This window comes from Microbacterium rhizosphaerae, from assembly GCF_034120055.1.
Taxonomy (GTDB): Bacteria; Actinomycetota; Actinomycetes; order Actinomycetales; family Microbacteriaceae; genus Microbacterium; species Microbacterium rhizosphaerae.
Map to the genome: position 1 here is coordinate 254,414 of NZ_CP139368.1, position 19,304 is coordinate 273,717.

The following is a 19,304-nucleotide window of genomic DNA, read 5'->3' on the forward strand; positions in this document are numbered from 1 at the left end:
CGAGCGGCTACAGGCGGGGAGGTGCCGTGGTGTTTCCGGCGCGGAAGGTGCACGTGAACCGGAAGGACGCCGCATCCCGTCCGTCGAGGCGTGCGGCCACCGCCTCGCCCGCCGCGCGTCCCTTGTCGGTCGCGGGCTGCACCACCGTCGTGAGCTCGTAGGGTTCGAGGCCGTCGACGACCACGCCGTCGAACCCTGTGACCGAGAGGTCCTCGGGCACGCGCAGCCCGGCCTCCTCGGCCGCGCGGATCATGCCCGCAGCGAGCAGATCGCTCTGGGCGATCACCGCGGTCGGCCGGCCTGCGGCGAGGATCGCGCGTCCCGCCGCGAGTCCCTGATCGATGGAGCTGCTCTCGGCGGCGAACGCAGGCGCATCGGGGAAGACCTCGCGCGCGCCGCCCAGGCGCACGCGCGTCACGTCGGTCGTGATCTCCCGGTCCTCTCGGATCCAGCCGAACGTCCGCACCGCGTCCGCGGGCAGTGTCAGCAGCACGACGTCGGTGTGCCCCAGGCCACGCACGTGCTGCGCCACCGCCCGCTGGGCCTCGTGGTTGTCGAGGTCGATGCGCGGCACATGGGGACCCGCATCCCCCTCGATGACGACCACGGGGATGCCGCGGGCCTCGAGCACGGCGAGCTGGTCGCGCATCCGCCCGCTGCAGCCGATCAGGACGGCCGCGTCGATCGGCGCCGTCGTGAGGGAGGGGTCTGATGAGGCGCCCTCCGGCGTCTCGTCGTCGCGGAGCAGGAGGAGGCCGGCGCCGAGCGGCGCGACGGCATCCGCGAGACCGTCCATCATGTGGGTCACGACCGGGTCGAGGAACACCCGGCTGAGGTGGTCCTGGAAGACGACGCCGACGATCCCCGAGCGGCCGCGGCGCAGCGAGGCGGCGCGCGGATCGGGTCCGGTGTAGCCGAGGGTCGCGGCTGCGACGAGCACCCGACTCCGGGTGGCGTCCGACACGGGCGTCTTGCCGCTGAAGACGACGGATGCGGTGGACACCGACACCCCCGCCTCCCGGGCGACGTCTGCGATCGTGGCTCTGCGAGAACTCATGGTCCTCCGATGCTAACGCGCCGGGGTTCCGCTGTGTCGAATCGATTCGATATGCTGTTCCGATGGACACCCCGCTCACTCGCGTGCAACTCGTGCGCTGGCGCACCGCCGTGTTCGCGATCTTCTTCGCCACCGGCCTGGGCTTCGCGACGTGGGCGTCGCGTGTCCCGACCGCCAAGGCGAACCTCGGCATCGACGACTTCCAGCTCGGCATCCTGCTGTTCGCCTCCGGCGCCGCCTCGATCCTCGGCCTGTCGCTCGCCAATGTGCTCCTCGCGCGCTGGGGAGCCCGCCGAGGGCTCCTGGTCGGGCTCGCGATCTTCGCCGGCGGCATCCTGCTCGTCGGCCTCGGCGCGCAGACGTTCACGTCCTACGCGCTGACGGGCGTCGGACTCGCCCTCATGGGACTCGGGATGGGCGCCACCGACGTCATGATGAACGTCGAGGGCGCCGCGATCGAGCGGGCGAGCGATCGCACGATCATGCCGCTGTTCCATGCGCTGTTCAGCCTTGGCACCGTCGCCGGCGCCGGCATCGGCGTCGCGATGACCTTCTGGAGCGTGGGCATCGCGCCGCACCTGTGGATCATGGGCGTGGTCGTGGTCGTGGGCGGCCTCGTGGCGGTCGCGTTCGTCCCGCGGCGCGAGGCGGTCGAAGACCCGGTCCCCGGCGAGGCCGGGCCGACCCGGCGGGAGAAGTTCGCCGCGATCCTCGCCGTGTGGCGCGATCCGCGCACGTACGCGATCGGGGCGATCATGCTCGGGATGGCGTTCGCCGAGGGCGGCGCGAACGACTGGCTGCCGCTCGCCGTCGTGGACGGCCATGGCGGCACCGTCGCTCAGGGCGCCATCGCACTCACCGTCTTCTCGGTCGCCATGACGGCGGTCCGCGCGCTCGGCGGTCCGCTCGTCGACCGGTTCGGGCGCGTGTGGACTCTCCGCATCCTCGCCGTCGCCGCGGGTATCGGGCTGATCGTGTTCATCCTGGCGCCCACGCTGCCGATCGCGCTGATCGGCGTCGCGCTGTGGGGCGTCGGCGCCTCCCTCGGCTTCCCGCTCGGGATGTCGGCCGCGGCCGACGATCCGACCAAGGCCGCCGCATCCGTCAGCGCCGCCGCCACGATCGGCTACATCGCGTTCCTGTGCGGCCCGCCGATCCTGGGCTGGATCAGTCACCAGATCGGTCTGCTCAACACCCTGTGGATCCTCGTGGGCCTGATCGCCCTGTCCGGCTTCGCCTCCGGAGCCGCCAAGCCCATCGCGGGCTCGACGGTCGGCGCGGGCCGCGCGCACAACGAGGCCTGAGCCTCGGCGTCAGGTCACATCGTCGAAGTCCCCGTGGACCCACGCGATGTGCCGATCGGCCGAGCGCCGCACGACCGCGCGGGCGTCCGCCGGGATGACGTTCGCGAAGTTGCCGTAGAGCCGATCGAACGCGAAGCGCTCGACGTGGGCTGCGACCCGCTCCACGACGGCCCCCGACAGCGGGATGCGGTTGGGGTAGCTCCACATGAAGCTCACCGAGGTGCGGTCGGGGTTCGCGAAGATCGTGTCGCTCGACAGCAGCACGCCCTTCCCGTCGGCTCCCGCCGCCCAGTGCACGACGGAGCTCCCGGGGAAGTGCCCACCGGGCTGCGTCAGCGTCACGCCGGGGAACAGCTCGATGTCGTCGGTCCAGAAGCGCATCGCGGGATCGGTCCGCGCGACCCACTCCCTGTCCCTCTCGGCGATGAGCACCGGCACCCCGCCGAGCGCGCGGCTCCACTCGACCTGCGCGCCGTACATGTGCGGATGGCTCGCCATGATCGCCGCCACCGGTCCGAGCTCGCGGATCGCGGCGACGGCCGCATCGTCGAGGTAGCCGATCGGATCGAACAGCAGGGAACCGGCATCCGTTCGCAGCAGCTTCGCCTGCTGCCCGATGCCCGCCCCCGGGCGGCTGGTGATCCCCCAGAGGTCGGGCTCGATCTCGGCCACCTCCGTCCGGTAGCCCGCCGTCCGCATCTCCTCGAGAGTCGTCCACCGCTGGCCCTCGGCCGGGACCCACTGCCGTGGATCCGCGCAGATCGCGCACACCTCCACGCGCTGCTCGTGCTCGACGGCACACGTGGCACAGATCCAGAAGGACACCGCATCCCCTCTCCTGCCGGACGCCCATCGGCCGGCACCCGCCCCGCGCGAGGCAAGCACAGTCAAACACGAGCGCTCGATGTCGCGCCGGGCTGACGCCCTCCCTGCCCCGGCTAGGCTCGAACGGTGCGCCTTGTCATCGCCCGCTGCTCGGTGGACTACTCCGGGCGCCTGAACGCCCACCTGCCGCTGGCGACACGCCTGCTCGTGCACAAGGGCGACGGCAGCCTGCTCGTGCACTCCGACGGCGGGTCGTACAAGCCGCTCAACTGGATGAGTCCGCCCTGCACGTTCACCGTCGAGGACCCGACGGGCGAGGGCGTCATCGAACAGTGGCGCGTGACGCACGCCAAGTCGGGCGATGCGCTGGTGGTGCGCATCCATGAGGTCCTCCACGATTCGCTGCACGAGCTCGGGATCGACCCCGGCCTGCAGAAGGACGGCGTCGAGGCCGACCTGCAGCGCCTGCTCGCCGAGCAGGTCGGCGTCATCGGCGACGGGTTGACCCTCGTGCGCCGCGAGTTCCCGACCGCGATCGGCCCGGTGGACCTGCTGCTGCGCGATCCGGCCGGCGGCACGATCGCCGTCGAAGTCAAGCGCCGCGGCGACATCGACGGCGTCGAGCAGCTGACCCGCTACCTCGAGCTGCTCGGCCGCGACCCGCACCTGGCCCCCGTGACCGGCGTCTTCGCGGCACAGGAGATCAAGCCGCAGGCGAAGGTCCTCGCCGCGGACCGCGGCATCCGCTGCGTGACCCTCGACTACGACGAGATGAAGGGGATCGAATCCGGTGCACCCCGACTCTTCTGACTCCGCCCGCTCCCCGTGGACGTGCATCCTGTGGGATGTCGACGGGACGATCGTGGACGGATCGGATGCGATCCTCCGACGGCTCGCGATCACGCTCGAGCACTTCGGCCTGCCTGCTGCGAAGCGCGAGGAGCTCGCGCACTGGATCGGGCCGCCGATGTTCGAGTCGTTCCAGCAGAACGTCGGCCTGTCGCCCGATCAGGCGGCGGAGGCCGTCGCGTACTACCGGGGCCTGAGCAAGGCCGAGGGCTACACGATCGGCGCGCGGGTGTACCCGGGCGTCGGCGAACTCATCGCCGAGCTGCACGCGTGCGGCATCCCGCAGGCGACGGCGAGCTCGAAGCCCGAGAACCAGGTCGTCGCGCTGATGGACCACTTCGGGCTCGAAGACTACTTCGTCACGATCACCGGTGCGAGCCCCGATGAGCGGACCCTCGGCGCGAAAGCCGACATCGTGCGAGAGGCCCTGCGACGTCTCGCCGCAGCGGGCGTGGACACGACGCGACCGGTGCTGATCGGCGACCGCCACCACGATGTCGACGGCGGCGCGCAGAACGACGTGCCGGTCATCTTCGTGCGGTGGGGCTTCAGCTGGCCGTACGAGGCGGACGGCGCCCAGGCCGCGGTCGACGACGTCGACCAGCTCCGCGATCTTCTGCTTGTTCGCGGCTGAGCCATTCTGAATAACCAGACCGCCTTCAATAGGCTTCTGCCGTGACGGATGCCGTGATGCCGACGTCGAATCGCGCCCTCGCCGTGATTCGACGAATCCCCGCGACCCTCGGGATGGTCGCGGCGATCCTCATCATCGGGATCGTCTCGCGGGGGCTGTGGCATCCCTTCCGGCACAGCCCGATGTGGGAGACGTTCGCCTACGGTCTTCCGGCGTTCGAAGCCGGGCGCTTCTGGACCCCGTTCACCGGCACGTTCCTCATCGCGTGGCCCTGGATCTACATGCTGGTGTTCCTCGGCTTCACCGGGATGGCGTACCTCGAGTACCACCGCGGCTGGCGCGTCGCCCTCGCCTACTTCTGGATCGGCCAGCTCTTCGCGATCTTCGCCGCCGCGCTCATCCTGTGGTTCTTCAGCAGCTTCACGGGCTGGGAGTGGGCGCGCGAACAGGCGACGGTGGTGGATGTCGGGCCCGGCGGAGGCGTGCTGGCCTGCGTCGCCGCCGCGATCGGTCTCTTCCACGCGCCGTGGCGGGTGCGCGCGTGGTCGTTCCTTCTGGCGTTCCTCTTCGTCGCGATGCTCTTCTGGGGCAACGTTCTCGACCTCGAGCACCTCCTCGGCGTGCTGCTCGTCCTCGTGGTCGACCGCAGCCTGCGCCTGCGGCGCACGACCGTCCGAGAGCAGCGGCTGCTCGCGTTCCTGGGGCTCGTCACCCTCGGCGTCATCGAGATCATCGTGCTGATCGTGCCGACGGACGGACTGTTCGGCTCCACCGCCCCGGTCTCGGGCTCGGCCGTCGACATCCTGACCGACATCGTGGTGATCGGCTTCGCGGCGAACGGCCTGCGGCGGGGGCGCCGCTGGGCATGGATCGTCGCCATCATCCTGTCGATCGTCAACATCCTCAGCATGGCCCTGCTCATCCTGCTGATCGGGCTCGAGGGTCTGCCCGAGATGCACATCCTCCTTCGCGGCGATCCTGCGGTGTCGCTCGCGACCGGCGTTCTCTGGATCGTCGCCTTCGTCTACCTGATCTTCGTGCGGGGAGCGTTCCAGGTGCGCCGCTCCTCGAAGCTCGGGCAGCATCCGGCTCCCACCGTCGAGGACGTCAAGGCCGAGATCCGCGCCCACGGCGGCGGCACCCTGTCGTGGATGGCGACGTGGGACGACAACAGCTACCTGCGCACCTCCGACGGGATCGTCGCCTACCAGCGCAGGTCGGGCGTCGCGATCGCCCTCGGCGACCCGATCGGACCGGCATCCGGAATCGCCCGATCGACCCGGGAGTTCATCGAGACGGTCGAGCACGAAGCCCTCATCCCGTGCTTCTTCAGCGCTACTGCGCCCACCAAGGCCGCGGTCCCGGCGGGGTGGCGCAGCCTCATCGTCGCCGACGACACCATCGTCGATCTCCCGGGGCTCGAGTTCACCGGCAAGCGGTGGAACAACGTCCGCACCGCGTTCAACCGCGCGGAGCGCGAGGGCGTGCGATTCCGGCTGACGCATCTGCGCGACGAGCCGTGGGGCGTGCAGCAGCAGTTGCGGGCGATCTCGGAGATGTGGGTCGGCGACCGCGGCCTGCCGGAGATGTCGTTCACCCTCGGCACCCTCGACGAGGCGGCCGACCCCGAGGTTCGACTCGCCCTCGCCGTCTCCGAGAACGGCGATGTGGAGGGCTTCCTCTCCTGGCTCCCGCGCTACGGTCCGGGCGGTCATGTGATCGGATGGACGCTCGACCTCATGCGCCGGCGCGAGGGCGGCTTCCCGACCGTCATGGAATTCCTGCTCGGCGCCTCGGTCCGCGCGTTCCGCGACGAGGGCGCCTTGGTCGCATCACTGTCCGGCGCGCCCCTCACGCACGAGGGACCGTCGGATCCCGGCATCATCGGCGACCTCACCGATCGACTCGCCGCCGCCCTCGAGCCGGTCTACGGATTCCAGGCGCTGCACCGGTTCAAGCAGAAGTTCCACCCGCGCTACGAGCGGATGTATCTCCTCTACCGCGAGGAGGGCGATCTCGCCCGCATCGCGACCGGCCTCACCCGCGCATTCCTGCCCGACGCCACACTGCGCCAGTTCGCGGGCGCGGGTCTCGACCTCGTGCGTCGCGACTAGAAGCCGGGGCGAACGGAAAGGGACCGGATGCCGCGGCATCCGGTCCCTTCGGTCTCCGATGTCAGATCGGACGGATGTTCTCCGCCTGCAGACCCTTCGGACCCTGCGCGACGTCGAATTCGACGCGCTGGTTCTCCTCCAGGCTGCGATAACCGCTGGCCTCGATGGCCGTGTAGTGGGCGAAGACGTCTGCTCCGCCGTCATCCGGCGCGATGAAGCCGAAGCCCTTCTCCGAGTTGAACCACTTGACGGTGCCCTGCGTGCTCATGTACTGCCGTTCTCCTGCACTCCCCGGCGCGAGTGCACCGGCTTTGCCGACAACGCTAACGAATTCCGGGCCGTTGTACAGGAGCGAAAACGGAAGGTGACGTAAAAGTTGCATGAAATGTCACCCCGAGCCCTAGTATTGGGGCGCCCATGAGCACCGACGCTGCGCTTCCCCGTCTCGAACCGCAGGGTGCGACTCTTCGCGACGACGTGTACTCGGTGATCGCGGAGGCCATCCTGGACGGTCGCCTCGAACCCGGCTCGACTCTGCGAGACCTCGATCTCGCCGAGAGCCTCGGAGTGTCGCGGACGCCCGTGCGCGAGGCCCTCCAGCGTCTGCAGCGGATCGGACTCGTCGAGGTCTCCGCCAACCGGTGGACCCGGGTCTCCGTTCCCGATCAGGGCCTCTACGAGTCGTCACGGGAGTTCATGGTCTACATGATGGGCAATACGCTCAGCATCGCGCTTCCCCGCATCACCGACGAGCAGCTCGAGACGGCCCTCGCGATGCTGGACGACATCATCGAGGCGTCGGATGCCGACGAGCACATCCGGCTCGTCCGCGCCAACGCGACCTTCTTCCGCTACCTCACCGTGTCGAGCGGCAACCGGGTGCTGCTGCGGGTCCAGGAGGAGGCGGACTACGCGATGCGGCGCAACACCGTCGGCTGGCGTCCGTACGGCGAGTGCCCCGACCAGCGTCGGGTCGAATACCTCGCCTTGAGGGATGCCGTCGCCTCCCGCGACGGCGCGGCCGCGGAGGCGCTCATCCGCAAGCGGCACGGCTACGCCTGACGGAGCCCCCGGTAGGTTGGGGCCATGGGGCACATCGAGCTGCGCGACCTCGACGACGACGACCTCGACGCCATCTTCGAGATGATGCGCGACCGGGAGGCCGTCCAGGAGGCGGCGTTCACGGCGACGGATCCGGATGACCGCGCCGCCTTCGACGCGTGGATCGCACGGCAGCGCGCCAACCGCGAGAACGCCCTGTTCGTGGTCACCGAGAACGGCGGGTTCGCCGGCACGGCGGGGGCGTTCACGACCGACGGCGACCGCGAAGTCACGTACTGGATCACCGCCCACGCGCGCGGGCGCGGTGTCGCCACGGAGGCCCTGCGGCTGCTCGTGTCGCGGGAGCCCACCCGGCCGCTGTTCGCACGGGTCGCCTCGCACAACGTCCGCTCGATCGCCGTCCTGGAGAGGGTCGGATTCACCGAGGTGTCGCGCATGATGTCGTTCGCCCCGGGCGTCGGCCGCGAGGTCGAGGAGCGCGTCTACAGCCTGCTCCCCGCCCTGGAGTGATCGGGCGAGGGCGAAGACGACGGAAGGGGCCCCTTTCGGGACCCCTTCCGTCGTTCGGTGCGCGAGGGGGGAGTTGAACCCCCACGCCCTTTCGGGCACTGGCACCTGAAGCCAGCGCGTCTGCCTATTCCGCCACTCGCGCGCGAGTCGTGGTCGCCCACGGACTCAACTTCACGAGGGTATCACGTCGGTGCGCGCTCCCCGAATCCGCTCGAGCGCACACCAGCGGAGTTCCCCACACGAGCGGATGTGCTGATCGCATCCGTCCGCAGAAACGCAGAAGTCCGCTGCTGCGTCGTGCACGCCGATCTCGTTCACGGCCTCCCCAGGCTGTACAACTAGCATGTAGCCACCGGATCGACCCGAGGAGTCGTGTGGGACTACTGGACAGCTTCGAGAAAGGTCTCGAGCGCGCCGTGAACGGCGCGTTCGCGAAGACCTTCCGCAGCGGCATTCAGCCTGTCGAGATCGCCTCGGCTCTGCGCAGCGAACTCGACAAGAAGGCCGCTGTGGTGACGCGCGACCGCATCCTGGCGCCCAACACCTTCACGGTCCGGCTGTCGTCGTCCGACAGCGAGCGCATGGCCACGCTCGGCAACGCCCTCATCGACGAGCTGCACGACCTGGTCGAGGCGCACGCGAAGGCGCAGGGATACTCGTTCGCGGGCCCGGTCACGATCACGCTCGTCCGCGACGAGCAGCTCACGACGGGCACCTTGAGCGTCGAGTCGAAGACCGCCCAGGGCAGGGTCTCGTGGCGGGCCGTCGTCGACATCGCCGGCAAGCGGCATCCCCTCGTCAAATCCCGGACCGTGATCGGCCGGGGCAGCGACGCGGACATCACGGTGGCGGATGCCGGCACCAGCCGCAAGCACGTCGAGATCCTGTGGGACGGCGAGCGCGCGATGGTGCGCGACATGAACTCCACCAACGGCACGAGTCTCGACGGCCACCGCATCGTGGAGGCCGCGCTCCCGCCGGACTCGACGATCACCATCGGGCACACCGACATCGTCTTCCGGGTCGTGGCCCAGGCCGCACCGCCCGTTCCGCCTCCGCCGCCGGCCGACTACACGCATGCATACGACCACCGCAGCGGAAGCGCCTTCTCGTGAGCGAGCTGACCCTCCTGCTGCTGCGCGTCGGGTTCCTCGTCCTGATGTGGTTCTTCGTGTTCGCGGTCGTCTACTCCCTGCGCGCCGATCTCTTCGGCGTGAAGGTGCGCCGCATGCCCGACACACCGGCACCCGCGCCGGCCCCGGTCGCGAGCGCGGTGCCGGGCGCGGCATCCCCGACCGCTCCCGCGCCCGTCGCGCCCAAGCCCGCGTCCTCCGGCAACGGTGCGCCCGCCACCCTGTCGTCCGTGTCCCGCATCGTCATCACGAGCGGCCCGAAAGCCGGCCTCGAGCTTCCTCTCGGCCGCGAGCCGCTGACCATCGGCCGCTCCAGCGAGTCGGGCCTCGTCATCCGCGACGACTACACGTCCAGCCATCACGCGCGACTCGTCCTGTGGGGCGAGCAGTGGATGATCCAGGACCTCGACTCCACCAACGGCACATGGCACGACGGTCAGCGTGTGGCATCGCCGGTGCCGGTGAAGGTCGGCGCACCGATCAAGGTAGGCGCCACGACGTTCGAGCTGCGGAAGTAGCCCGGACGCCCATGGTCTTCGAAGGATCGAGCGCCGCGCTCTCCCACACCGGCAAGGTGCGGTCGAACAACCAGGACTCCGGCTATGCCGGATCCAATCTGTTCGTCGTCGCGGACGGCATGGGCGGTCACGCGGGCGGCGACGTCGCATCCAGCCTCGCGGTCACTCGTCTGGAGGACCTCGACCGCGCGTTCACCACGACCTCCGAGGCGGAGCGCGCGCTGCAGAGCGCGGTGACAGATGCTGCGCAGGACCTCATCTCGACCGTGCGGGCCCGTCCCGAGCTCGCCGGCATGGGCACCACCGTGAGCGCGTTGATCATGGTCGACGACTACGCCGTGATCGCGCACATCGGCGACTCGCGCATCTATCTGTTCCGCGACGGCGCGCTCACGCAGATCACGACCGACCACACCTTCGTGCAGCGCCTCGTCGACTCCGGCCGCATCACCGTGGAGGAGGCGCGCTACCACCCGCGCCGCTCGGTTCTCATGCGCGTTCTCGGAGACCAGGATCCCGATCCCGAGATCGACACGTTCATCATGCCGACCCAGCCGGGCGACCGCTGGCTGCTGTGCTCGGACGGCCTCTCCGGCGTCGTCGACGACGCACACAGCTCGAAGGCGCTCGGGCTCGGGCTCGCCCCCGGCCGCACCGCGGACCTGCTGCTCAAGCAGGCCCTCGACGCGGGGGCGCCCGACAACGTCACGATCGTCATCGTCGACGTAGGCGGCGCGCATCCCGTCTTCTCGGGAACCCCGACCATCGTCGGCTCGGCCTCCAACCCGCGCGGCGTCGAGGTGCCGGCCGCGCGCGCGGGGCGGGCGGGATGGCTGCACGCCGCACGGGTGGCCGCCAACGAGCCCACGCACTTCGAGCCCGCGCCGGAGTTCCTCGAGGAGCTCATCGAGGAGGACAAGCGTCGCGCACGACGACGCCGCATCGGGTGGATCGTCGGCCTCCTCGTCGTCCTGGCCGCGTTCGCCGCCGGCCTCTTCGCCGCCTACCAGTGGACGCAGACGCGCTACTTCGTAGGCGCTGACGACGACACCGTGGTGATCTTCCGCGGCATCCAGCAGGACATCGGACCGATCTCCCTGTCCTCCCCGTACGAGGACACCGGGCTCGCCCTGGACTCGCTGTCGGACTTCAACCGCGCCACCGTGGAGGCCACCATCCCCGCGTCGTCCCTCGCCGAGGCCGAGGAGATCGTGGCGCGGCTCGAGTCGGTCTCAGGGGGTGGACAATGACGGATGCCGCCGCCACCGGCCCTGTACGACCGGACGCCACGACCGAGCCGCCGCGCACAACGGAGCCGCCGCGCACGACGCCGCAGCCGAGCGACGATGCCGGGCCCGCGACCGACACCGCGGTCCTGCGCGCCCTGAAGAAGATCCGCGTTCCGCAGACGCGCCGCAACCGGGAGCTCGGTCTGCTCGTCTTCGCGTTCGTCATCAACGGCGCCGCCATCGCGCTCGTCCAGCTCGGCGCAGCGGGCCGGCTGGACCCGAAGTTCCTCATCTATCTGGGCGGCCTGACCGCGCTCGTCGTCGCCCTGCACATCGTGCTCAGGCTGCGGGCGAGGGATGCCGACCCCTTCGTCGTGCCGATCGCCACGCTCCTGACGGGCATCGGGCTCGCCGAGATCTACCGCATCGACGTCGCCGTGCACGTGCACGGCTGGGCCGCCTACTCGACTCGTCAGCTGGCGTGGGCCGGCATCGCCCTCGTCGGAGCGATCGCGGTGGTGCTGCTGCTGCGGAACTACCGCGTGCTCTTCCGGTACACGTACATCGCGGGGTTCGCCGGAGTCTTCCTGCTCCTGCTCCCGATCGTGCCGGGTCTCGGCGCGAAGGCGAACGCCGACGTGTGGGTCCGACTCGGATTCTTCTCGTTCCAGCCGGGCGAGCTTGCGAAGATCGCCCTGGGCATCTTCTTCGCCGGGTATCTCGTGCGCACGCGGGAGAGCCTCACGTCCACCGGCACGCGCTTCCTCGGCCTCACGTGGCCCCGCGCCCGCGAGCTCGGCCCGATCCTCGTGGTCTGGGCGGTCTCACTCGGCATCATCGTGCTGCAGCGCGATCTCGGCACCGGTCTGCTCATCTTCGGCATGTTCGTCGCGATGCTCTACGTCGCGACCGGCAAGACGAGCTGGGTCGTCCTCGGTGTGCTGCTCGCCGCGGGCGGCGCGTTCCTGGCGTCTCGGATCCTGCCGTACGTCGGCGGCCGCTTCGAGAACTGGCTCAACGCCTTCGATCCCGCGGTCATCAACGCCACCGGCGGCAGCTACCAGCTCGTGCAGGGGATCTTCGGACTCGCGCAGGGCGGCCTGATCGGCACCGGTCTGGGTCAGGGCCGGCCGTACATCACGCCCCTGTCGCAGAGCGACTACATCTTCGCGAGCCTCGGCGAGGAGATCGGCCTCATCGGCGTCTTCGCGCTCCTGTGCCTCTACATGGTGTTCGCGAGCCGCGGCATCCGCATCGGACTGGCCGGACAGGACGACTTCGGCAAGCTGCTCGCGACCGGCCTCTCGTTCACGATCGCCCTGCAGGTCTTCATCATGGTCGGCGGTGTGACGCGCATCATCCCGCTCACGGGTCTCACGACACCGTTCCTGGCGGCGGGCGGGTCGTCGCTGGTGGCGAACTGGATCATCGTGGCGTTGCTGCTGCGGATCTCGGATGCGGTCCGCAACCGCCCGCGGGTGGTGATCGGATGACACACGGTACGCGTCCGGGTGCGCGCCGGCGCACCCATCGCCCGAAGGGGGCGGTCCGATGACGAAAGAGCTGCGACGGCTGAGCATCGTCATCCTCTTCATGTTCCTCGCCCTGTTCGCGTCGACGACGATCATCCAGGTCGTGCAGGCGGATGCGCTGGCCCAGAACACCCACAACACCCGGGCGCGCTACGACGCCTACCAGGTGCAGCGCGGCTCGATCATCGCGAGCGGCTCGGCGATCGCCTCGTCCGTGCCGTCGAAAGACGTCTACGTGTGGCAACGGGTGTACTCCGACGGAAAGATGTGGGCTCCCGTGACGGGCTGGTTCAACCCCGCACTCGGGTCCGCGTCGGGCATCGAGAAGGCGATGAACGGCGCCCTCGGCGGCACCGCCGGGTCGCTGTTCATCGCGCGCATCGAGCAGATCCTCACAGGCCAGCCACCGCGTGGGGCGAACGTCGAGCTGTCGCTGGATGCGACGGTGCAGAAGGCCGCCTTCGACGCCCTCGGCAACCTCCAGGGCGCGGTGATCGCGATCGAACCGAAGACCGGCCGCGTCCTCGCGATGGTGACGAGTCCGACGTACGACGCGAACACCCTCGCATCGCACGACACGAAGGCCGTCAATGCCGCGTACGACGCGCTGGACGCCGACCCGACGCATCCCCTCTACAACCGCGCGATCGGCGGCAACCTCAACCCGCCCGGATCGACGTTCAAGCTCGTCACCGCATCCGCGGCCCTCGCGACCGGCAAGTACACCCCGCAGTCGACCCTGCCGAACCTCGCCGCGTATCAGCTCCCGCAGTCGACAGCCGTCGTGCACAACGACACCGGCGGCACGTGCGGACCGGGCGACACGGTGACCATCGCCGACGCGCTGCGCCTCAGCTGCAACATCCCGATGGCGGAGCTCGCCGTCCAACTGGGCGACGAGACGATCCGCGCGGAGGCGGAGAAGTACGGCTTCAACAAGAGCTTCGACATCCCGCTCGCCTCGACGCCGTCGACCTACCCGCGCTCCATCCAGGACGACGCACAGACCGCACTGAGCGGCTTCGGCCAGGGCAAGGTGCTGGCTTCGCCGCTGCAGATGGCGATGGTGTCCGCGGGGATCGCGAACGGCGGCGTCGTGATGAATCCGCGCATGGTCGACCGTGTGATCAACCCCGATCTGTCCGTGCAGCAGACGTTCGGGAGCACGCAATTCGGCAGGGCGCTGGACGCGAGTCTCGACGCGCAGATGGTCCAGATGATGGTCGCGAATGTCAGTGACGGCATTGCGACGAATGCAAGAATAGACGGGGTCGACGTGGGCGGTAAGACGGGCACGGCAGAGAACGGACCGGACAAGCCGTACACACTCTGGTTCACCGGATTCGCACCCGCCGAGAACCCGCAGGTCGCCGTTGCCGTCGTTGTCGAGAACGGTGGCGGCAAGGGGCAGTCAGGCAGCGGCAACACCATCGCCGCGCCGATCGCGAAGAAGGTCATGGAGGCGGTGCTGGGCAGATGAGACCGACGCAGGGAGTGACCTTCGGCGGGCGCTACGAGCTCGAGACTCGGATCGCGATCGGCGGCATGGGCGAGGTGTGGGAGGCTACCGACCACGTCATCGGCCGCACCGTCGCCATCAAGATCCTCAAGGACGAGTACATGGGCGACCCGGGCTTCCTCGAGCGCTTCCGCGCCGAGGCCCGTCACGCCGCGCTCGTCAACCACGAGGGCATCGCCAGTGTCTTCGATTACGGCGAGGAGAACGGAAGCGCCTTCCTGGTCATGGAGCTCGTGCCCGGTGAGGCGCTATCCACCATCCTCGAGCGCGAGGGCTCCCTGTCCACCGACAAGACGCTGGACATCGTCGCCCAGACGGCGGCGGCCCTGCAGGCCGCGCACGCTGCGGGCCTGGTGCACCGCGACATCAAGCCGGGCAACCTGCTGATCACGCCCGATGGCCGCGTCAAGATCACCGACTTCGGCATCGCCCGCATCGCCGACCAGGTCCCACTCACGGCGACCGGCCAGGTGATGGGCACCGTGCAGTACCTCTCGCCCGAGCAGGCGTCGGGGCACCCGGCATCCCCCGCCACCGACATCTACTCGCTCGGCATCGTGGCCTACGAGTCCCTCGCGGGCAAGCGCCCGTTCACCGGCGAGTCGCAGGTCGCGATCGCGATGGCCCAGATCAACGAACAGCCCCCGCCGCTGCCGCCCACGGTGTCGCAGCCGGTGCAGAACTTCGTGATGGCCATGATCGCGAAGAAGCCCGACGAGCGTCCGGCCACCGCGTCCGATGTGGCGCGCGCGGCGACAGCCCTGCGCCGCGGTGACGTCGCCGCCGCGGCTGCTGTCGTCCCCGCCATCGCCCTCGGCGTCGCCGGCCTGGCTGCGGCGGACGGGTTCACGCAGCTGCTCGGCGCCCAGAACACGGGCACCGCCACCCAGCTGATGCCTGCAGCCGACGCCGTGGCCGTCGAGGAGTCGACGGAGAAGAAGAAGCGCAGCCCCTGGACCTGGCCGCTCATCGCGCTCATCGCCCTGCTGCTCATCGTCCTCATCGGCACGCTCTGGGCGCTGCTCGCCAACAACGGCAACGCCGCGGCGCCGATCACTTCGAAGACCCACACGTCGGCTCCGCCGTCGCCGACTCCGAGCAACACCCCGACGACCGTCGACGTCGCCTCGCTCGGCCTCGTGGGGCAGAAGTGCGACTCCGCCATGACCGCGGCGAGCAGCGCGGGCCTCGTGCCGACGCTCGATCCGAAGGCGGCGACCCCGTCGACGAGCGATCAGCAGGGAACCGTGGCCTCGACCAACCCGTCCGGCGGCAATGCCGACAAGGGGTCGTCGATCACGATCACGTGCTACGGGCAGCTTCCCGACATCAAGGGTCCGTCGTCGGCTCCCCAGCTGACGCAGAACGGGCAGGCGGTCGCGACGGTCGTCGCAGGATCTACCGTGACGGTGAACTGGGCCGCATTCACATGCCCGAGCGGCACCGGCGCCCTCAGCGGCTACACGCTCAACGTCACGGGCGGCACTCTGCCCAACGGCACGCAGACGTCGAACTTCGACCCGGGCACCCGCACGGCTCAGATGACGGTCGCCAACCAGCCCGGCGGCACCGTGACGGCCAGCTACCTCGCGCTGTGCAGCGGGTCCGCCGGCCAGCGCGAGTCGGGCAGCTCGCCGACGGTGCAGGCATCCATCACCGCTCCCCCGCCTGCGACTCCGCTCCCCACCCCGACTCCCTGATCCATGGCGGAGCAGGGGTCGGAGGTCCGTGAGGGCACCTCGGTTAGGCTGACGATGAACTCAGGGAGTGAAGTGTCGGCCGATCCTCGCGTGCTTTCCGGGCGCTATCGCGTCGACGAGCCGATCGGCCGTGGCGGTATGGCGAGCGTCTACCGCGGATACGATCTGACGCTCGGCCGCGATGTCGCGATCAAGCTCCTTCACCGTGATCTGGCGATGGATGCGGCGTTCCGCACGCGCTTCCGGCTCGAGGCCCAAGCCGCGTCCCGCATGGCGCACCCGACGATCGTCCGCGTCTTCGACGCCGGTGAGGACACCGAAGAGGGCCCCGACGGCACGCGGCTCCCGGTCCCCTACATCGTCATGGAGCTCGTGGAGGGCACCCTCCTGAAGGACCTCATCGCCGAGGGGCCGGTCGGCATCCAGGACTCGATCCGCTTCATGGACGGCATTCTCGAGGCCCTCGAGTATTCGCACCGGGCGGGAGTGGTCCACCGCGACATCAAGCCGGGCAACGTCATGATCACGACGGCCGGTCAGGTGAAGGTCATGGACTTCGGCATCGCCCGCGCGGTGTCCGACTCGTCGTCCACGGTCGCGGAGACCACCACGATCCTCGGCACGGCGGCGTACTTCTCCCCCGAGCAGGCCAAGGGCGAGTCCGTCGACGCCCGCGCCGACCTCTACTCGGCCGGTGTGGTGCTGTTCGAACTCCTCACCGGGCGCCAGCCGTTCCGCGGCGAATCGCCGGTCGCGGTCGCCTACCAGCATGTCAGCGAGGCGCCGGTGGCGCCGAGCGAGCTGGTGCCCAGCATCCCGCGGTCACTCGATGCGGTCGTGCTGCGCGCTCTCGCCAAGGACCCATTTCAGCGGTATCCGGATGCAGCGGCCTTCCGCTCGGCACTCGATGCGTCGGTCTACGGCGCGGGGCCGTCCCAGCGCCAGGTCGACACGCTGACCAACGAGCTGTACGGCCCGAGCACGAGGAACGCTGCCGATACCGCACGTTCGCTGCGGCAACTGAGCACCGACACGACGATGACGCGGACGCAGTCCGCTCCCCCTGTGGCGTGGATCTGGGCCGGAGTCGCCCTCATCGCCGTGCTGCTGATCTCCCTGCTCTTCTGGGTCGTCACTCTGCGCGCGCCGGGCGGCGCGCCGACGAGCGCCAACGTCGTGCCGGACGTCACCTCGATGACCTACGCCAAGGCGAGCGCGATCCTCGGCAAGCAGGACCTCATCGCGGTGCGCATCGACGAGCCCAGCTCGACCGTGGCGCAGGGCAACGTCATCCGCACGGATCCGGGTGCGAACACGGCCGTCGTCAAGGGGCAGAAGGTCGAGATCTACGTCTCGAAGGGGCCGCAGACCTCCACGGTCCCGACGCTCGTCGGACTGCCGCAGGCGGGTGCCGAGCAGGCCATCGCCGACGCAGGGCTCCAGGTCGGCACCGAGACGCCACAGGACGACCCCAACCAGGCCGCGGGAACCGTGCTGTCCACCGATCAGCAATCGGGCACGAAGGTTCCGACCGGGACGGTCGTCAATCTGATCGTCGCCTCCGGACAGGTCGTCATCGTGGATGTGACCGGCTACACGGTGGATGCTGCGACCCGTCAGCTGGAGGACCTCGGCCTCACGGTGAACACGGCTGATGATCCGTCGTGTTCGGCGAAGGGAACGGTCAGCACGCAGTCCATCGCACCGGGCAAGGCGCCGATCCACTCGACGATCACGCTCACCGTCTGCAGCGGCTGACCGCCCGGCTCAGAGCCGATGGGGTGCCAACCGCGCGCCCCGCGCGGCAGCTCCTGCCGCCCCGGTCTGCTCGAGCCAGTTGCCCAGCAGCCGGTAGCCGCCCTCGGTGAGGACGCTCTCGGGGTGGAACTGCACGCCCTGCACGGGCGCCGAGCGGTGGCGAACACCCATGATGACCCCCGCGTCCGTGCGCGCGGTGACGACGAGCTCGTCCGGGACGCTCTCCGGCACGATCGCCAGGGAGTGATACCGGCCCGCGATGAACGGATCGGGCAGGCCCGCGAACAGAGGGTCCCCGTCGTGGTGCACGGTGGATGTCATCCCGTGCATGAGCTCCGGCGCATGGTCGACGTGCCCGCCGTACGCCTCGGCGATCGCCTGGTGGCCGAGGCATACGCCGAGCAGAGGGATGCCGTCGGCCGCAGCCGCCTTCACGACCGGGATGGATGCCCCGGCGTCGCCGGGCGTGCCCGGGCCCGGCGAGACGAGCACGCCGTGGTGTCCGCGGATCGTCGGGGACGCCGCATCCATCGCGATCTCGTCGGCCTCGACGAGATCGACGTCGGCGCCCAGCTCGCGGAGGTAGTCGACGAGGGTGAAGACGAAGCTGTCGTGGTTGTCCACCACGAGGATGCGGCTCACGAGACCGTGGCGTCCTGCGGGTCGACGATCGTGCTCACCCACGGGAAGACGAACCAGAACAGCGCGTACAGAACCGCAGCCGCCAGGGCGAGCAGGATGACGACCCGCACCCACCACGGGCCGGGAAGGATGCGCCAGAGGGCTGCGTACATCGTTCGACCGTCCTCACGACACCGGATCGAGGGATGCGGGCGCCCCCGCCGAGCGCGGGGTGAACGACTCGAACGTGCTGTAGGCCACGATCCGCTCGGACTTGGAGTACATCGGGCTGCAGCTGGTCATCGTGAGGTACTTGCCGTCCGCCGCGACCCCGACCTGCTGCGGCACCGGCAGCAGCACCTCGACGGCATCAGGCTTCACGTACTCCAGCGTACGGAACCGATACGTGTACCACCCCTGCGGGGTCTCCATCACGATGGCGTCGCCGACGTGCAGCGTCGCGATGAGGTTGAAGGGCTTGCCGAACGTCGTGCGATGTGCGGCGACCGCCATGTTGCCGGTCTCGCCCGGCATCGCCGTGCCCGGGTAGTGCCCGATGCCGATCGGATCGAGGGTCTTCGGGCGCGTGACGCCGCCGGCCATGCGCACGGCGTAGTCCGAACCGAATCGCGGAATGTGCATGACGGCGAACACCTGACCGTCACCGGGCTGCGCCATGACCACGGGGTCCACGGTCACCGCGGGTCGGGTGGTGTCGGCCTCTGCGCTCGCAGACGGCGAGGGCGAGGGAGACGCGGATGCCGCCCAATCCTGCGACAGGGAGTTGCCGACCGCGTCGCGCTCGGCGGCGATGATCCAGTCCCCGATCCACAGCTGCCAGGCGACGAAGAGCAGCGCCACGACGCCGAGCGTGATCAGCAGCTCTCCGAGCACGCCGAGCACGCTCACCCGGTGACGAGGACGTCGAGAACGTCGTTC

The 19,304-nt window shown here is 69.6% G+C and carries 19 protein-coding genes and 1 tRNA gene; 13 read left to right on the forward strand and 7 right to left on the reverse strand.

Translation table 11 applies throughout. From position 1 onward, the window contains the following. Positions 1-7: 7 nt before the first annotated feature. Positions 8-1,057: a LacI family DNA-binding transcriptional regulator gene (locus SM116_RS01160; RefSeq protein WP_320942638.1), complete on the reverse strand. Its 1,050-nt coding sequence runs from the start codon at positions 1,055-1,057 to the stop codon at positions 8-10. Positions 1,058-1,119: 62 nt separating this feature from the next. Here SM116_RS01160 and SM116_RS01165 point away from each other — a divergent pair, with 62 nt between their 5' ends. Beyond that, positions 1,120-2,361, forward strand: a complete 1,242-nt coding sequence (locus SM116_RS01165) for an MFS transporter (protein WP_320942639.1) — start codon at positions 1,120-1,122, stop codon at positions 2,359-2,361. Between the two features lie 9 nt (positions 2,362-2,370). Here the strand turns inward: SM116_RS01165 and SM116_RS01170 are convergent, their stop codons facing one another. Beyond that, positions 2,371-3,186 (reverse strand): MBL fold metallo-hydrolase, encoded by an 816-nt coding sequence (locus SM116_RS01170; protein WP_320942640.1) that lies wholly within the window; start codon positions 3,184-3,186, stop codon positions 2,371-2,373. Positions 3,187-3,312: 126 nt separating this feature from the next. Here SM116_RS01170 and nucS point away from each other — a divergent pair, with 126 nt between their 5' ends. Genes nucS through SM116_RS01185 form a run of 3 tightly spaced genes read left to right on the forward strand, consistent with a single transcriptional unit; the run spans position 3,313 to position 6,783 of the window. Beyond that, on the forward strand, positions 3,313-3,996 hold the full coding sequence (nucS, locus tag SM116_RS01175) for an endonuclease NucS (RefSeq protein WP_320942641.1): 684 nt from the start codon (positions 3,313-3,315) through the stop codon (positions 3,994-3,996). After that, entirely contained in the window at positions 3,977-4,669 is a 693-nt protein-coding gene (locus SM116_RS01180) for an HAD hydrolase-like protein (RefSeq protein ID WP_320942642.1), read from the forward strand. The genes nucS and SM116_RS01180 overlap by 20 nt, the downstream gene beginning before the upstream one ends. Before the next feature lie 41 nt (positions 4,670-4,710). After that, positions 4,711-6,783, forward strand: a complete 2,073-nt coding sequence (locus tag SM116_RS01185) for a bifunctional lysylphosphatidylglycerol flippase/synthetase MprF (RefSeq protein ID WP_320942643.1) — start codon at positions 4,711-4,713, stop codon at positions 6,781-6,783. A 61-nt stretch (positions 6,784-6,844) separates the two neighbouring features. Here the strand turns inward: SM116_RS01185 and SM116_RS01190 are convergent, their stop codons facing one another. Then, complete coding sequence (locus SM116_RS01190; RefSeq protein WP_320942644.1) at positions 6,845-7,051, reverse strand: cold-shock protein; 207 nt, start codon at positions 7,049-7,051, stop codon at positions 6,845-6,847. Positions 7,052-7,200: 149 nt separating this feature from the next. On the opposite strand from SM116_RS01190, the gene SM116_RS01195 reads away from it, so the two are divergent. Together SM116_RS01195 and SM116_RS01200 are read left to right on the forward strand one after the other, a co-directional pair. Continuing rightward, positions 7,201-7,845 (forward strand): GntR family transcriptional regulator, encoded by a 645-nt coding sequence (locus SM116_RS01195; protein WP_320942645.1) that lies wholly within the window; start codon positions 7,201-7,203, stop codon positions 7,843-7,845. Positions 7,846-7,869: 24 nt separating this feature from the next. Beyond that, a complete protein-coding gene (locus SM116_RS01200) occupies positions 7,870-8,355 on the forward strand; it encodes a GNAT family N-acetyltransferase (protein ID WP_320942646.1) in 486 nt (161 codons plus the stop codon). 58 nt (positions 8,356-8,413) lie between these two features. Here SM116_RS01200 and SM116_RS01205 read toward each other — a convergent pair. Then, positions 8,414-8,497, reverse strand: a tRNA-Leu gene (locus SM116_RS01205). 232 nt (positions 8,498-8,729) lie between these two features. On the opposite strand from SM116_RS01205, the gene SM116_RS01210 reads away from it, so the two are divergent. Genes SM116_RS01210 through pknB form a run of 7 tightly spaced genes read left to right on the forward strand, consistent with a single transcriptional unit; the run spans position 8,730 to position 17,744 of the window. Continuing rightward, positions 8,730-9,470 (forward strand): FHA domain-containing protein, encoded by a 741-nt coding sequence (locus tag SM116_RS01210; protein WP_320942647.1) that lies wholly within the window; start codon positions 8,730-8,732, stop codon positions 9,468-9,470. Further along, positions 9,467-10,006 (forward strand): FHA domain-containing protein FhaB/FipA, encoded by a 540-nt coding sequence (locus SM116_RS01215; RefSeq protein WP_320942648.1) that lies wholly within the window; start codon positions 9,467-9,469, stop codon positions 10,004-10,006. The genes SM116_RS01210 and SM116_RS01215 overlap by 4 nt, the downstream gene beginning before the upstream one ends. Before the next feature lie 11 nt (positions 10,007-10,017). Next, positions 10,018-11,256: a PP2C family protein-serine/threonine phosphatase gene (locus SM116_RS01220; protein WP_320942649.1), complete on the forward strand. Its 1,239-nt coding sequence runs from the start codon at positions 10,018-10,020 to the stop codon at positions 11,254-11,256. Continuing rightward, on the forward strand, positions 11,253-12,728 hold the full coding sequence (locus SM116_RS01225; RefSeq protein ID WP_320942650.1) for an FtsW/RodA/SpoVE family cell cycle protein: 1,476 nt from the start codon (positions 11,253-11,255) through the stop codon (positions 12,726-12,728). Before SM116_RS01220 ends, SM116_RS01225 begins: the two co-directional genes overlap by 4 nt. Positions 12,729-12,786: 58 nt before the next feature. Next, a complete protein-coding gene (locus tag SM116_RS01230; RefSeq protein WP_320942651.1) occupies positions 12,787-14,247 on the forward strand; it encodes a peptidoglycan D,D-transpeptidase FtsI family protein in 1,461 nt (486 codons plus the stop codon). Then, a complete protein-coding gene (locus SM116_RS01235; RefSeq protein WP_320942652.1) occupies positions 14,244-15,986 on the forward strand; it encodes a serine/threonine protein kinase in 1,743 nt (580 codons plus the stop codon). Before SM116_RS01230 ends, SM116_RS01235 begins: the two co-directional genes overlap by 4 nt. A gap of 54 nt (positions 15,987-16,040) precedes the next feature. Beyond that, on the forward strand, positions 16,041-17,744 hold the full coding sequence (pknB, locus tag SM116_RS01240; RefSeq protein ID WP_320942653.1) for a Stk1 family PASTA domain-containing Ser/Thr kinase: 1,704 nt from the start codon (positions 16,041-16,043) through the stop codon (positions 17,742-17,744). A 9-nt stretch (positions 17,745-17,753) separates the two neighbouring features. On the opposite strand, the gene SM116_RS01245 is transcribed toward pknB, so the two are convergent. Genes SM116_RS01245 through SM116_RS01255 form a run of 3 tightly spaced genes read right to left on the reverse strand, consistent with a single transcriptional unit; the run spans position 17,754 to position 19,274 of the window. Beyond that, entirely contained in the window at positions 17,754-18,386 is a 633-nt protein-coding gene (locus SM116_RS01245) for an anthranilate synthase component II (protein ID WP_320942654.1), read from the reverse strand. Beyond that, the gene (locus tag SM116_RS01250; RefSeq protein WP_320942655.1) at positions 18,383-18,538 is read right to left on the reverse strand and encodes a hypothetical protein; all 156 of its coding nucleotides are present in this window, start codon (positions 18,536-18,538) and stop codon (positions 18,383-18,385) included. Before SM116_RS01250 ends, SM116_RS01245 begins: the two co-directional genes overlap by 4 nt. Positions 18,539-18,551: 13 nt before the next feature. After that, complete coding sequence (locus SM116_RS01255) at positions 18,552-19,274, reverse strand: class E sortase (RefSeq protein WP_320942656.1); 723 nt, start codon at positions 19,272-19,274, stop codon at positions 18,552-18,554. Positions 19,275-19,304 lie beyond the last annotated feature (30 nt).